Origin of the sequence: Luteimicrobium album, assembly GCF_030161555.1 — a bacterium.
In the GTDB taxonomy this organism is placed as follows: domain Bacteria; phylum Actinomycetota; class Actinomycetes; order Actinomycetales; family Cellulomonadaceae; genus Luteimicrobium; species Luteimicrobium album.
The window spans coordinates 1349503-1363453 of the sequence record NZ_BSUK01000001.1 but is presented as its reverse complement, the minus strand read 5'-3'; the positions used below and the strand labels follow the sequence as shown (position 1 = coordinate 1363453).

12 protein-coding genes and 1 pseudogene are annotated in these 13951 nt (G+C 70.3%); 10 read left to right on the top strand and 3 right to left on the bottom strand.

All coding sequences use genetic code 11. The features are described from left to right. Window positions 1-18 precede the first annotated feature (18 nt). A complete protein-coding gene (locus QQK45_RS06950) occupies window positions 19-480 on the bottom strand; it encodes a hypothetical protein (protein ID WP_284292643.1) in 462 nt (153 codons plus the stop codon). Between the two features lie 182 nt (window positions 481-662). Here QQK45_RS06950 and QQK45_RS06945 point away from each other — a divergent pair, with 182 nt between their 5' ends. The 9 genes and pseudogenes from QQK45_RS06945 (at window position 663) to QQK45_RS06905 (ending at window position 9390) form a co-directional block, all read left to right on the top strand. Further along, window positions 663-1337, top strand: coding sequence for a LacI family DNA-binding transcriptional regulator (locus QQK45_RS06945; protein WP_284292642.1), 675 nt, complete (start codon window positions 663-665; stop codon window positions 1335-1337). A gap of 28 nt (window positions 1338-1365) precedes the next feature. Then, window positions 1366-1671: pseudogene (locus tag QQK45_RS06940) on the top strand (substrate-binding domain-containing protein); the annotation flags it as partial. 190 nt (window positions 1672-1861) lie between these two features. Beyond that, window positions 1862-3238 (top strand): ABC transporter substrate-binding protein, encoded by a 1377-nt coding sequence (locus QQK45_RS06935; protein WP_284292641.1) that lies wholly within the window; start codon window positions 1862-1864, stop codon window positions 3236-3238. Between the two features lie 158 nt (window positions 3239-3396). After that, a complete protein-coding gene (locus QQK45_RS06930; protein WP_284292640.1) occupies window positions 3397-4236 on the top strand; it encodes a carbohydrate ABC transporter permease in 840 nt (279 codons plus the stop codon). Then, on the top strand, window positions 4233-5168 hold the full coding sequence (locus QQK45_RS06925; protein WP_284292639.1) for a carbohydrate ABC transporter permease: 936 nt from the start codon (window positions 4233-4235) through the stop codon (window positions 5166-5168). Before QQK45_RS06930 ends, QQK45_RS06925 begins: the two co-directional genes overlap by 4 nt. Window positions 5169-5214: 46 nt before the next feature. Next, on the top strand, window positions 5215-8265 hold the full coding sequence (locus QQK45_RS06920) for a hypothetical protein (protein WP_284292638.1): 3051 nt from the start codon (window positions 5215-5217) through the stop codon (window positions 8263-8265). 2 nt (window positions 8266-8267) lie between these two features. Beyond that, the gene (locus tag QQK45_RS06915; RefSeq protein ID WP_284292637.1) at window positions 8268-8441 is read left to right on the top strand and encodes a DOMON domain-containing protein; all 174 of its coding nucleotides are present in this window, start codon (window positions 8268-8270) and stop codon (window positions 8439-8441) included. 83 nt (window positions 8442-8524) lie between these two features. Further along, window positions 8525-8668: an NAD-dependent epimerase/dehydratase family protein gene (locus QQK45_RS06910; RefSeq protein WP_284292636.1), complete on the top strand. Its 144-nt coding sequence runs from the start codon at window positions 8525-8527 to the stop codon at window positions 8666-8668. Next, window positions 8665-9390 (top strand): NAD-dependent epimerase/dehydratase family protein, encoded by a 726-nt coding sequence (locus QQK45_RS06905; RefSeq protein ID WP_284292635.1) that lies wholly within the window; start codon window positions 8665-8667, stop codon window positions 9388-9390. Before QQK45_RS06910 ends, QQK45_RS06905 begins: the two co-directional genes overlap by 4 nt. Before the next feature lie 24 nt (window positions 9391-9414). Here the strand turns inward: QQK45_RS06905 and QQK45_RS06900 are convergent, their stop codons facing one another. Together QQK45_RS06900 and QQK45_RS06895 are read right to left on the bottom strand one after the other, a co-directional pair. Beyond that, window positions 9415-10626, bottom strand: coding sequence for an FAD-dependent oxidoreductase (locus tag QQK45_RS06900; protein WP_284292633.1), 1212 nt, complete (start codon window positions 10624-10626; stop codon window positions 9415-9417). Beyond that, complete coding sequence (locus QQK45_RS06895) at window positions 10544-11674, bottom strand: FAD-dependent oxidoreductase (protein WP_284292632.1); 1131 nt, start codon at window positions 11672-11674, stop codon at window positions 10544-10546. Before QQK45_RS06895 ends, QQK45_RS06900 begins: the two co-directional genes overlap by 83 nt. A gap of 106 nt (window positions 11675-11780) precedes the next feature. Between QQK45_RS06895 and QQK45_RS06890 the strand changes: the two genes are divergently transcribed. Next, window positions 11781-13865 carry a beta-galactosidase gene (locus QQK45_RS06890; protein ID WP_284292631.1) on the top strand — a complete coding sequence of 695 codons (2085 nt, stop codon included), beginning with the start codon at window positions 11781-11783 and terminating at the stop codon, window positions 13863-13865. Window positions 13866-13951 lie beyond the last annotated feature (86 nt).

Genomic DNA, 13951 nt, shown 5'->3' with positions numbered 1-13951 from the left:
GAACGGCGGTGGTACCGGTCAGGGGGCGAGGGCGCGCGCCGGCGCGAGCTTGACGGCGTCGTAGCCCTGCTCGAGCCGGAGCCGGGCGTGGTCGACGAGGGCCGCGGTGTCGGCACCGTGCAGCCAGGCGTAGACGCGGGTGCGGTCGCGCTGCGCCCCGCCCAGGAGCGCGTGGACGGGGAGCCCCACGGCTTTGCCGAAGATGTCCCAGAGCGCCTGGTCGAGGCCCGAGACGGCGCTCGCGAGGATGGGACCGTTGCGGTAGTAGCTCCCTTTGGTGAGGGTCTGCCAGTGCCGGACGACCTGGGTCGGGTCTTGCCCGATCAGGAGCTCTGCGGCGGCTTCTACCGCCGCCAGCACCACTTCGGCGCGGCCTTCGAGGACGGGCTCGCCCCACCCGACGAGCCCGTCGTCGGTCTCGACACGGCAGAGTGCGAAGCGTGGCGCGATCAGCAGAGTCTCGACTCTGGAGACCTTCATGAGGCAGCACTGCCCTTCGTTGCGGGATCACGCCGCACGAGCGGCGCAAACCCTTTTGTATCGCGGTCCACCTCTATGATGCAACCCGGCGACGCTCGAGCCGGGCCGAGGCGATGTGGCAGCGGCGTGACCGAGCGTGCCGCGGCGAGCGCGCGTTTCCGCGCAATGATCGGAGAGATGGCATGGTCGAGGCTGGTCGGTCGGTGCCGCGGCGTGTCGGGATCAAGGACGTGGCCCGCGCGGCCGGGGTCAGCATCACGACCGTGTCCCACGTCCTGAGCGACCGTCGTCCGGTCTCGCGGGAGACCCGTGAGCGCGTGTTGGCCGCGATCGAGGAGCTCGGATATCGGCCGAACGCTGCGGCACAGAGCCTGATCACGCGCCGCACCAACACGATCGGGTTGGTGATCCCCGACATCACCAACCCGTTCTACCCGGCACTGGCGAAGGGGATGCTCGACGTCCTCGACCCGGCCGGCTACTCGTTGATGATCTTCAGCACCGACGGCGACCCGGAGGCCGAGGCGCGGGTCATCGACCGGATGCTCGGGCACGGTGTCGACGGCCTCGCCTTCGCGGGCTACCAGGGCTACGCCGGCCAGCTCGAGAAGGTCGTCGAACGGGGATCCCTGCCGTCGCGTTCGGGCTCGCCGAGGAGCTACCGGGCATCGACGTCGTCGGTGTCGACGACCGTGGCGGCGGTCGGCAGGCGACCGAGTTCCTTCTCCGCGAGGGCCGTACCGCGATCGCCTTCGTCGCCGGCACGGAGCCGGGCCAGCGCACGGACCGCTTGTTGGGGTACCAGGACGCGGTCGCCGCTGCGGCGCTGGAGGAGCGCGTCGTGCACGTGGACCTGACGCGCGCCGGCGGGGCGGCGGCGATCAGGTCGCTGCTCGACGAGGGGGCCCGCTCGACGGCGTGGTGACCAACAACGACGTCGTCGCTCTCGGGGTGCTCGACGGCGCGCGCGAGCGAGGCCTCGCGGTCCCGGACGAGCTCGCGGTGATCGGTTTCGACGACATCGACGTGGCGGGCCTGCTTCGTCCCGCGCTCACCACCGTCCGCATCCCGGCGAGCGAGGAGGGCGGTGCGGCAGCCGAGCTGTTGTTGTCCCGGTTGCGGGAGGACGTCGTGCGACCGCCGCGAGCCGTGACCTTCAGCACCGAGGTCGTGCGCCGCGAGTCGGCCTAGGCGTCCGGCTGGTGCGAACCGAGACCGCCCCTGGCGCGGGCCCTTGCATGGGTGCGATGTGTGCTCGTCGTGCTGGGGTTGACAAACGAAGTGGCGAGGACGATGCTCTCAGCCACAGAGCAAAACGCTTTGCAAAACGGCACCGACGCCGTGGTGCGCCCCGGGCCGACGAAGCTTCCGAGGAGATCTCATGAGAAATGGACGTCGCGGGCTCGCCGCGCTCGTGGCAGTGGGCCTCGTTGCCACGATCGCTGCGTGTTCATCCGGAGGCGGCGACGACGACACCGTCGACACGTCGGCGCCGGTGACCATCAAGGTGCAAGGCCTGCCGGTCGCGACCGACAAGGCGAACCGCGCCGCGTTCCAGAAGAACGTGGAGCAGTTCGAGGCCGACAACCCGAACATCACCGTCAAGGCCACCGACGAGATCTACAGCTCCGCAGCCTTCACGACCCAGTTCGCCGGCGGGACGGCGCCGACGGTGATCGTCGTCCCCTTCACCGAGCCCGCGGCCCTGATCGCCCGCGAACAGGTCGCCGACATCTCCAAGGAGATCGCGGACATCGGTGAGCTGGACAGTCTCAACCCCGCCGCCCTCGGCGTGCTCAAGGCGGACGACAAGCTCTACGGCGTCCCGCAGAACGTGTACGCCCTCGGCCTCGTCTACAACCGGGAGCTCTTCACCAAGGCCGGCCTCGACCCCGACAAGCCACCCGCGACCTGGGACGAGGTCCGCGCGGACGCGAAGGCGATCAAGGAAAAGACAGGAGTCGCCGGGTTCGGGTCCATGACCTCCAACGGCACCGGCGGCTGGCAGCTCACCGCCCAGACGGTCTCGTCGGGCGACGTGATCCAGAAGGCCGACGGCGACAAGTTCACCTCCACGATCGACAACCCCGCGACCCGGTCGATCCTGCAGTGGCAGCACGACCTGCGCTTCACCGACGACTCGATCGGCACCAACGTGCTGCGCGAGCAGCCCGACGCCGAGAAGGCCTTCGCGAGCGGGCAGGTCGGGATGATCATCGCGACCCCGTCGTACTACAACCGCTACATCGGGCAGTACGCCGGCAAGCCCGCCGACTTCGGCGTCACGTCGATGCCGCAGGCGAACGACGCCAACAAGGCACTCATCGGCGGCACCGCCGTGATGGTGACCTCCACGGCCTCCGCGGCCGAACGCGCGGCCGCCGTCAAGTGGATCTACTACGAATACGTCCGGCCCCAGCTCGACACGACCGCGGCCGCGAACCAGGCCAAGGCCAACAACGCCGACGGGATCGGTGTCGGCGTGCCGCTGCTCCCGCTCTTCGACGACGAGACCCAGGCGAAGATCAGCGCGGCCATCAAGCCGTACGTCAACATCGACCTGGACCACTTCGCGCCCTACATCGACGGCGTCAAGAAGCTCACCTTCGTTCCGGAGCCGTCGGTCGCGACCCAGCAGATCTACAAGAGCCTCGACACGGTCGTCCAGCAGGTGCTGACCAAGCCGGACGCCGACATCGACGCGCTGCTGCAGAAGGCCGACAAGCAGGCGCAGTCACTCATCGACCAGGCCGGCTGACACGGCACCCGGCCGGGCACAGGGAAGGCACCACCGATGGCATTGAGTACCGACACCGCCGCAGGCGACGGGTTCGTGACGAAGGCTCCCCTGTGCCCGGCCCGGCGCCGCGCGCCCGGCGCCACAGAAGCTGGCGATCGCCGCGAGCGTGGTGGTCCGTGGCGTTCCTCGCGCCGACGGTCCTCGTCTTCGCGGCCTTCTCCTGGTGGCCCATCGTGGGCGCGGTCAGGCTGAGCTTCCAGAAGACGAACCTGGTCACGCCGGCGCACTGGGTGGGCACCGACAACTTCCGGCGCGTCCTGGACGACCCGCTCTTCGGGACGGCGGTCAGGAACACGGCCGTCTTCACGGCGCTGGATCTCCTGATCTGGTTCCCCGTGGCCGTCCTGCTCGCGGTCGTGATCTCCGAGCTGACTCGGGCGGGTGCGCTGTACCGGACCCTCGTCTACCTGCCTGTCGTCATCCCCCCGGTCGTCGGGGTGCTGCTCTGGAAGACCTTCTACGACTCCGACTACGGGCTCTTCAACGACATCCTCGGGCTGGTGGGCCTTGGACCGTACCCGTGGTTGCAGGACTCCACCTGGGCACTGCCCAGCCTGGTCCTCCAGCACGTGTGGGCGTCGCTGGGCGGGGCCGTGCTGATCTTCATCGCGGCGCTCGCGAACGTCCAGCGCGAGCTCTACGAAGCCGCCGAGATCGACGGGGCGAAGGTGCGTCACCGGTTCTGGCACATCACCTTGCCGCAGATGCGCGGCGTCCTGCTGGTGATGTTCCTGCTGCAGGCGATCGGCCTCTTCCAGATCTTCACGGAGCCCTTCGTGATGACGAACGGTGGTCCCGCGGACAGCACCATCACGATTCTTCAGCTCATCTACCGCTACGGATTCGAGTACGGGCAGTACGGCACCGCCGCCGCGGCATCGGTGATGCTCGCCGTCGTGCTGTGCCTCCTGTCCGCCGTCTACCTCTGGGCGACCAGGAAGTGGGGCTCCCGATGACCGCGACGCAGGACGTGACGATCGGCCGTCGGCCCCGGCGCAGCCGGGCGTCCACAGAGACGGTCGGCGGGCTCGTGTCACCGGCCGACCGGCGGCGGCGTGGGGTGCGCACCACGCTCGGCGGGGTCAACGCCCTCGTCCTGATGGCGCTCGTCGTCATGGGTGCGGCTCCCGTCTACTGGACCGTCAAGGCGGCGCTCTCGGGGACCCAACAGCTGCTCCACGAGCCCGCCCGGCTGTGGCCGGACCCCACGATGTGGTCGAACCTCTCCACCGCCTGGTCGCAGCTCGGGATCGGGAAGTACCTCGTCAACACGGTGGTGCTCGTCCTCGGGACGTGGCTGGTCGGCCTGTTCGTGACGATCACGGGTGCGTTCGCCGTCTCCGTCCTGCGACCGCGATTCGGGTCCTGGGTGTACGCCGGCGTCCTCGCCACGCTGTTCGTGCCGGGGACGGTCACGCTGATCTCTCTGTACGTGACGATCCTCGACGTCCCCTTCACGGGCTGGAACCTCGCGAACACCCCGTGGGCGATCTGGTTGCCGGCCTCCGCGAACGCCTTCAACTTCCTGATCATGCGGCAGTTCTTCGACGGCATCCCTCGCGACCTCTTCGAAGCGGCCGAGCTGGACGGGGCCGGACCGATCCGGCTGCTGCGCCACCTCGTCCTGCCGATGTCAGGACCGATCATCGCGACGGTGTCCCTGATCACGATCATGGCCGCGTGGAAGGACTTCCTGTGGCCGCTCATCGTGCTCACGGAGCCATCCGTGCAGCCTCTGTCGGTCGCCTTGCCGCGCCTCGCTGAGCGTGCAGACCTCAGCGTCCTGATCGCGGGCATGCTCATCGCGCTCGTGCCGCCCGTGATCATCTTCGTCATCTTCCAAAGGTTCATCGTGCGGGGCATCGGCTTCACCGGCCTCAAGGGCTGAGGACCCCGACTCCGCCACGTCCCAGAGCTTCATCAACGAAGGAGTTGTGAACGCCATGGTCAGCAGGGCTTCTCGATACCGGGGGAGGCGGCGCACCGTCGCGGCCCTCGTCGCGGTGATGGGGCTGTCGATCGCCGGGGTCGTCCCGGCCGCCGCGTCGGACGCGTCCGTCGGCGCCTCGACATCGACATCAGCCGCGGCCAGCGCGACGCTCGGCGCGTCGCCGCAGTGGGTCGGCATGGCCGGAAACCCCGGCGACGGCACGTCCGCGGTCTCGTCGTCTGCGACGACGAAGGACGGACGTGAGTGCTGGTCGACGGCGACGACGCCGGTGAGAAACGACTTCCTCTACTTCAGGGTGGACGACGATCACAAGCCCGACCCGGGCGGGTACGCGTTCGTGACGGTCGACTACTACGACGCCGGCGGCGGCGACTTCACGGTGCAGTACGACGGTCCTTCGGGCACCGTGTCGAGCGACGTCGTCCCGCTCACGGGATCGAAGTCGTGGAAGAGCTACACGTTCCAGCTCGCGGACGTCGAGTTCGCCGGAGACCTGCCGACGGGCGCCGACTTCAGGGTCGCGTCGTGGGACTCGCGCTTCGGGCGGTCGTCGACCGACGTGTGCGTGAGCGCCGTCGCCGTGTCCTTCGCCGCCGACGCGGCGCTCACGCTCGCGCCGACGGACCTCGTCTTCTCGGGCGACGAGCAGCGGACGGTCCCGTTCGCCTCCAGTGCCGCTGCGGTCGACTGGACCGCGTCGGACGAGCAGGGCGTCGAGCGGGCCGCAGGAACGGCGTCGTCGTCGACCGGGTCGATCGACCTGTCGAGCCTCCCGCTCGGCTACTACGACGTGCGGGTGACCGCGACCACGCCGGCGGCGACGCTCGAGCGCACGCTCCCGATCGCACTGCTCGCCGCGAGACCGTCGGCGAAGGCGACTGCATCGTCGCCGTTCGGTGTCAACGTCCACGTGAGCAAGGGCAACCCGTCGACGATCTGGGATCCCCTCGACGAGGTCGGCTTCTCCCGTGTGCGTGACTCGATCCGTTGGGAGTACGTCGAGAAGACGCAGGGCGTCTACTCGCTGCCGAGCTGGGGCACGTCCCTGGTACAGCAAGCGGCCGCTCACCACGTCGATCTGTCGTTGACGCTCGCGCTGACCAACAAGCTCTACGACGACAACAAGACCCCCAGCTCGCCCGAAGGCATCGCCGCGTTCGCGAACTACGCGAGTGCGCTCCTCGACCTGACGAAGACCAACCGCGTCGAGGTCTACAACGAGTTCGACGGGAGCTTCAACAACGGCACCTGCGGCAAGACGGCGGACTGCTACCTGCCTCTGCTGAAGGCAACCGCGACCCAGGTGAAGCAGGACCACCCGGACGCGGTCGTGGTCGGCCCCGCAGGCGGGTCGAGCGGCTTCTGGGACCGGCTGTTCGAGCTCGGTGGCCTCGGCTACCTGGACGAGGTCAGCCCCCACCTCTACGGCTTCCCGGCGCCACCGGAGCAGTCGGGGATGACGGGCGTGAGCGCGCTGGACACCCTCATCAAGGAACACAACGACGGCGTCGCCAAGCCGATCTCCGTCACCGAGAACGGGTACCCCACGCACACCCCGGGTGGCGTCACCACCGAGCAGCAGGGCGACCAGCTCGTCCGGGGCATCGCCCTCGGCCTCTCGGAGGGGATGACGAGCTACTACTACTACGACTTCCTCGATGACGGCATGAACCCGGCGGCGCAGGAGCAGAACTTCGGGTTGATGAGGCCCGCCGGGTACCTGGGGCTTCCGGTGCTGTCACCCAAGCCGGCACTCGTGACCCAGGCCGTCATGATCAGGCAGCTCGTCGGAATGACGTACGCGGGTACCGACGACCTCGGCGACGACGCCCACTCGGTGCGGTTCGAGGGTGGGGACGCCCCGGTCCGCGTGATGTGGTCCACCACGCCCTCCACCGTGCGGATGCGGACGACGCACGCGCTCAAGGTCGTCGACGCCTACGGCGAGCAGACCACGGTCCAGCCGTCGGGCGGCTACGTCGAGCTTGCCTTGGGCGAGCACCCGATCTACGTGAAGGGCGAGGTCCGTTCGCCGGCCCTGGTTGCGTCGCCGGTCTACCAGATGTCGGTTCCCGCGACCGTGGCCCAGGGCGAGACCGTCGACGCCACGTTCACCGTGGACCGGACCCACGGCGAGTCGGCACCCGAATGGGTCAACTTCCGGGTCGACGGGAAGCGAGTCGCGGTGCACTCGACGTCCGGAAAGGCCGTGAGTGCCACCGTGACCCTGCCGGCCGTCGACGAGGTCGGGAACCACACCGTCTCGGCGACCGCCGGTGCCGGGTCCACCGCGACGGCGCACCTGGCCGCGGACGTATCGGTCGTCCGTCCTCTCAGCGTCAGCGCTTCACCGGTGGTGACGTCGACCTCGCCCTTCGGGGCGGCGCTCGACGTCACGGTCAGGAACAACAGTGCGAAGTCGGCCGCGGACCCGGGCGAGATCGTGTGGACGGTCGGAGCGGCGAGTGGTGAGGTGACGCAGCTGGGCGAGATCGACGCGGGTGGCACCGTCACGCGGCGGATCGTCGTACCCGACGTGCAGCCGTGGGCGAGCTACTCCTACACGGTGAGCGTGCAGGGTGGCACGGCTGTCGCCGCGGTCTCGGGCAGCACCGGCTTCGATCCCGTCACACCGGAGGGTGCGACGTCCGACGACGCCGTCCCGCCGATCGACCTGGTGGCCGACGGCAAGGTCGACTACCGGCACCAGACCTACGGCGGCGACTCGGACCTGTCCGGTACCGTCAAGCTGTCGTGGACCGACACGGGTCTGGTGGTCAAGGCGAACGTCGAGGACAACCTCTTCAGCAACGTGCAGCAGGGCAACGCAGGCTGGAACGGTGACGCGATCCAGCTGGCCGTGACACCGACGCTGCCAGGAGCGTCGACGCAGCGCGTGGAGATCCTCGCGGCCCTCGAGTCCGACGGTCCGACCCTCCTCGCCCTTTCGGCAGCGCCGGGGCAGGTCGCGGGCGAGATTCCCGGGGTACGGTGTCGATCACCCGGTCCGGCACCACGACCGCGTACGAGCTGACGGTGCCGTGGGCCGCACTCGGGTTCTCAGCCAAGCCGTCCAATCCCTTCGGCCTGTCGCTGGTCGTCGCGGACGACGACAACGGGCAGGGCCGGGCGGGCTGGATCGAATGGGGTGGCGGTATCGCGACGACGAAGGACCCGAGTCTGCTGCGTCCGGTCCAGCTGATCGAGTGACGCCTGGCGACACGGGCCGCCGGCCCGAGCAGACGGAACCCGACGAGGTCGAAGCCGACAGGACGAGAGGAAGAGGAGGCTCGATGGGGCTGCGCTACGAGCGGGTTCTCGTGACGGGTGCCGCGGGCCGGCTCGGCAGCGCAGTGCTGACGGCGCTCCACCGCGCGGAGGTCGAGGTCGTGGCCCTCGACCTCCGCGCACCCGGGGCCCCGCGGCCAGGACCGTGATCGGTCCGGCGTACGACGTCGCTGCGGTGGACGAGGCGATGGACGGCGTCGACGCCGTGGTGCACTGTGCGGCGATGGCGTCACCGACGTTGGGAACGGCGCCCGAGCTGTTCCGCGCCAACAGCATGTCGACCTTCGTCGTCCTCGAGTCCGCGGTTCGTCATGACGTCCGGGCGGCGGTGATCGCCTCGAGCCTCTCGGTGACGGGCCTGCCGTGGGGGGACGTGCCGGCGCCGTGGCTCCCGCTCGACGAGCGGGTCCCGCTCCAGGTCCGGGACGTGTACGCGCACTCCAAGCAGGTCGACGAGGCCACCGCGGCCTACCTGGCGGCTGCTCACGAGATCGGGGTGGTCGCGTTGCGCTACCCGCTGCTCGGTGTCCCCGAGCGGGAGCTCGGCCGGGACGCTGCGGCGTTCCTCACCGACCCGGGCGCCGGCGCGCGATCGCTCTGGGCCTACCTGGACACGCGCGACGCCGCGACTGCGGCGTTGCTCGCCCTCGAGCACGCCGAGAGGCTCGGGTTCGAACGGTTCTTCCTCTCGGCGCCCAACACGCTCGCGACTCTTCCTTCCCAGGAGCTCGTCGACCGCTTCCACGCGGGGGTTCCGGTCCTGCGGCGCCTGCGCGACCACGAGGCGCTGGTCGACACCTCCTGGGCGGCGGAGCTGCTGGGCTTCGCGCCGGAGCACGTCTTCGACCCCTTCACCGTGGTGTCGGGGTAGACGAACGGGCTCCGATCGCTCCGGTCAGCGCCAGACGCGCAGGCCGGACACATGGGCGCAGGGTGCTCCGTTCGTCGCGAGCACGACAAGACGCACCGCGTCGGCGCGCACCGGGACCTCGAGCCGGTGGCGGACGTGGCGGCGACGGTTTCCCGTCACGTGGGCGACCGTCGTCCATGTGTCCGCGAGCAGCGCCTCGACGCGATAGTCACGGACGAGCTCCGGGACCACGTCGAAGGGCGTGGTGTGGTGGTGCAGGTTGATGAGGTCCTCCTCGACGTCGTCGTCGAGGACGACCGCGACCTCGCTGAACGTGACGGTGTGGTCCCAGTCGAGGGTGAGCGTGGGTTGGGGGTCGCGGTCGAGGGGCTGCGAGACCCACAGCTGTGGTCCACCCCAGGGTCGGGCGAAGCCGCCTACGGCCCGGTCGGGGGACCAGGCCGTGGTGGGGCCGGCGTCGAGCACGGGGAGGTCGCGGTGGGCGAGGCGCTTCCAGGCGCGCCACTCGCGGGGGTCGTCGAGAGGCTCCGCGGGCAGGTCGCGTAGGACGAGCGTCGTGACGCCGGGCACCGGACTCGCGGCACGCACGAGCCGGAGGTGGGGGTTGGAGTCGAGGACGAGGAACGCGTTGGCCGGTTCGGCCGGTCGCCACACCAGGGGAAGCGCGACCCACGTCGGACCGGTGGAGCTCACGTCCACGCTCGCCTTGGCCACCTCGGCGCCCGGCAGGTAGTTGCGGGGGTGGGAGGTCGCGTGCAGCCGGGCGCCGACGGTCGTGGGCTCGTCGGCCTCGACGAGGAGCCGGATCTCCTCGAGCGCCGGGTCCACGGGCAGGACGACGCCGATCGAGCGGTCGAGGGCGAGAGATTCGGCCGCCGGTTCGGGTGGCACGGTCAGCTGAGTGCTTGTGGACGACGCCGTGACCCTCGCCTGCAGGGCGAGATCCTCGGGGTCGTCGTGGCCGATGCCCTGCACGGAGGCGTCCGCGCGGACGAGTGCTCGGCGAAGCTCGGTGAGATGGGTGGTCGCGACCTGCTGCGGCCGGCAGCCGTTCCAGGCGGCGACCGCCGCGGCGATCCCGACCGCCTCGCCGAGGATCGCGCACGTCGCCATGACACGGGTGCTGCCGAACGCCACGTGCGAGGCGGAGATGTCACGGCCCGCGACCCACAGGTTCGCGAGGTCGCGGGCGTAGAGCACCCGCAGGGGGATGTCGTAGGTCCCGTCCGAGTACACGTGGCGCGAGCCCGGCCCCTGGGCGTAGATCCCCCCGGGGGTGCAGGTCGAGCGACCAGCCGCCGAAGGCGACCGTGTCGCTGTGCTGGGCCTGGGCGAGGATGTCCTGCTCGGTGAGCGTGTGGTCGCCGACGAAGCGGCGGTACTCGCGTCTGCCCGGTACCGAACCGACCCATTCGAGGGTGAGGTCGTCGGCGTCGAACCTGCCGGAGTTCTTGATGTAGTCCCAGACGCCGAGCGCTGCGCCTTGGAGCTCGAGGCGCAGCTGGTCGTCGTCGTGGACGACGTCGCGGTCGCCGCCGAGCTCGATCCACCAGTAGGCGCAGCCGTTCGCGGCCGGGCTGATGTACCGGGTGGTGGGGACGGACGTCGAGGCGATGTCGACGGCCCAGGGAGGCGCGACGTACCGCACCGGGTGCCCGGCGTCCCTGACGTAGAACAGGATCGTGCTTCCCAGCGTCTCGTCGTCCGGTTCGACGGGCGCGAGCTTCTCGCCGTACTCGGCGTGCGATTCGCGCCCGGTCCGGTACCGGGCGCCGGCGAGGAAGCCGACGGTGCCGTCGCCGCTCGCGTCGACGAACTGCTCGGCCTCGAGCCGGAACACGCGTTCCGACCCGGCCATGACGGCCCCGACCGCCACGATCGTCCGGCCCTGGTCGCCGTCCTCCACCTCGACCTCGTCGACGTGGGTGCCGAGGAGCAGCCGGATGCCCGGCTCGGCCAGGACCTTCTCGAGCAGGAGCTGGTCCCAGTAGTAGGGGTTGCCGTCCCGGTTGCGGTACTGGTTCTCGACGAAGAGCTCACCCATGATCCCGGTCTCGCGGGCGTAGTGGTGCTCGCCGTGAGAGGTGGCACCGCAGACCCAGACGCGGATCTCCGACGACGAGTTGCCGCCGAGTACGGTCCGGTTATGGACGAGAGCCAGCCGCAGGCCGGCGCGCGCCGCGGCGATCGCCGCGCAGACGCCCGCGAGTCCTCCGCCCACGACGACGACGTCGTAGCGGTCGTGCTCGACCCCGACCTGATCTCGGAGAGCGTGCTTGCGCACGGACACGATCCTGCCTCCAAAGCGTTTTGCTAATACTCTACGACACTGAGGGCAGCAGAGCCACCAGCGCGACGACGCGGGCTCCCCACACGAAGGAGCACCAAGGATGGCCGGAGCACGGTGGAATCCCGAACGGATCGCCTACGGCGGCGACTGGAGTCCCGAGCAGTGGCCGGAGGCCGACTGGCCCGCCCAGCTCACGGCGCTCCGGGACGCCGGCATCACGACGGTCACGCTCGGCGTCTTCGCCTGGGCCAGGCTGCAACCGCACCCGGACGTCTGGGACTTCGCATGGTTCGACCGCGCGCTCGACCTGCTCCACCGTGAAGGGTTCGACGTGGTCCTCGCGACGCCGACGGCCTCGCCGCCCGTGTGGTTCTCCCGCGCCCACCCGTCGTCGCGCGTGGTGGACCGTGACGGCGTGCGTCTCGAGCTGGGCAGCAGGCAGAACTGGTGCCCCTCGTCGCCCGACTATCGGCGTCACGCGTCGGAGGTCACGCGCCGGCTCGCCGAACGCTACGCGGACCATCCCGCGGTCGTCCTGTGGCATGTGAACAACGAGCTCGGCTGCCACAACGCCGAGTGCTTCTGCGAGGTCTCGGCCGAGGCCTTCCGCACCTGGCTCCGTGGGCGGCACGAGACGATCGACGAGCTCAACCGGGCCTGGGGGACCGCCTTCTGGTCGCAGCGGTACGGGAGCTTCGACGAGATCGGCGCCCCGGCACGGAGCACGACCTTCCTCAACCCGGCCCAGGTGCTCGACTGGAGGCGCTTCTGTTCCCACGAGCTGCGGCGCGTGCTCCAGCTCGAACGCGACACGCTGCGTTCCGCGGGCGCCAAGGCGCCGGTGACGACCAACTTCATGATGGGGATGGGACACGCGCCGGGGGCCCTCGATTACCACCAGTGGGCACAGGACGTCGACGTCGTCTCCAACGACCACTACGAGGTCGGGTGGGGCGACGACGAGGCCCGGCTGCACGAGCAGGTCGCGTGGGCCGGGGACCTCAGCCGCGGCGTCGCGGAAGGGCGCCCGTGGTTCCTGATGGAGCACGCGCCGAGCGGCGTGAACTGGCAGCGGGTCAACCGTTCGCGCCGTCCGGGCGAGCTGAGGCTCGCGACGCTCGGTCACGTCGCGCGCGGCGCCGACGCGGCCTGCTTCTTCCAGCTCGTCCAGTCGGTGGCGGGTGCCGAGAAGTTCCACTCGGCAGTCATCCCTCACGCCGGCACGCAGAGTCGCACCTACCGCGAGGCCAGCGCCCTCGGGCGTGAGCTCGCCACGCTCTCCGAGGTCGTCGGGAGCACGGTCGAGGCCAGCGCTGCGCTCCTGTTCGACTGGGAGTCCGCGTGGGCGATGCAGGACCCCACGATGCCGTCGAACGACCTCCAGCCGATGGACACCATCCGCGCGGCGCACCGCGCGCTCGGGAGGCTGGGTACGACGGCCGACGTCGTGCACCCCGATCGCGACCTCGCCGGCTACCGGCTGCTCGTGGTCCCGAGCCTCTATCTGTGCGACGACGCTCTCGCGGCGCGCCTCGAGGGCTACGCCCGCGCGGGCGCCGAAGTCGTCGTGACCTTCTTCTCGGGCATCGCCGACCGTGACGACCGGGTGCGCACCGGAGGCTATCCGGGTGCCTTCCGTGGGCTCCTGGGGGTGCGTTCCGATGCCTTCACGCCGTTGCTGCCCGGCATCGTCGTGCGTGCGGGAGGTTCGGACGTCGGGGAGCTTGCTGCGCGGACCTGGACCGAGGAGGTCGAGGTCCGGGACGCTGTCGTCGTCGCACGCTACGACGACGGCCCGTGGCCGGGCGCGGCGGTGCTCACCCGGCGAGCCGTCGGGAGGGGAGGCGCGTGGTACCTCGCGTCCCAGCTCGACGTCGCCGGGTGGCGTGCCGTGCTGGCGCGCGTGGGGGCCGAGCTCGACGCGCGGACGCCCGTGCCCGAGCTCTCGCCTCGCGACGGGCTGCTGACCGACGAGGTAGTGGAGGCGATCGCGCGGGGTGACCTCGAGCTCGTGCGCCGCACCGGTTCGGGGCGGGCCTGGACCTTCGCGCTGAACCACGGAACGGACCCGGTCCGCGTCCGGCTGCCGGGGGAGGACCTGCTGACGGGGCGCTGTGCCCAGGTGGTCGAGCTCGGTGCGGGCGGGGCGGCCGTCGTGCGGGCGGAGGTTGCCGGGGCTGTCTGAGCCCGGGTGCGTGGGCGCCCCCTGGCGGCGGGGGAACGACGAGGCCCCCGGGGGTGCGCCCTTGACTCGCTGGCACTGCGTGGCAT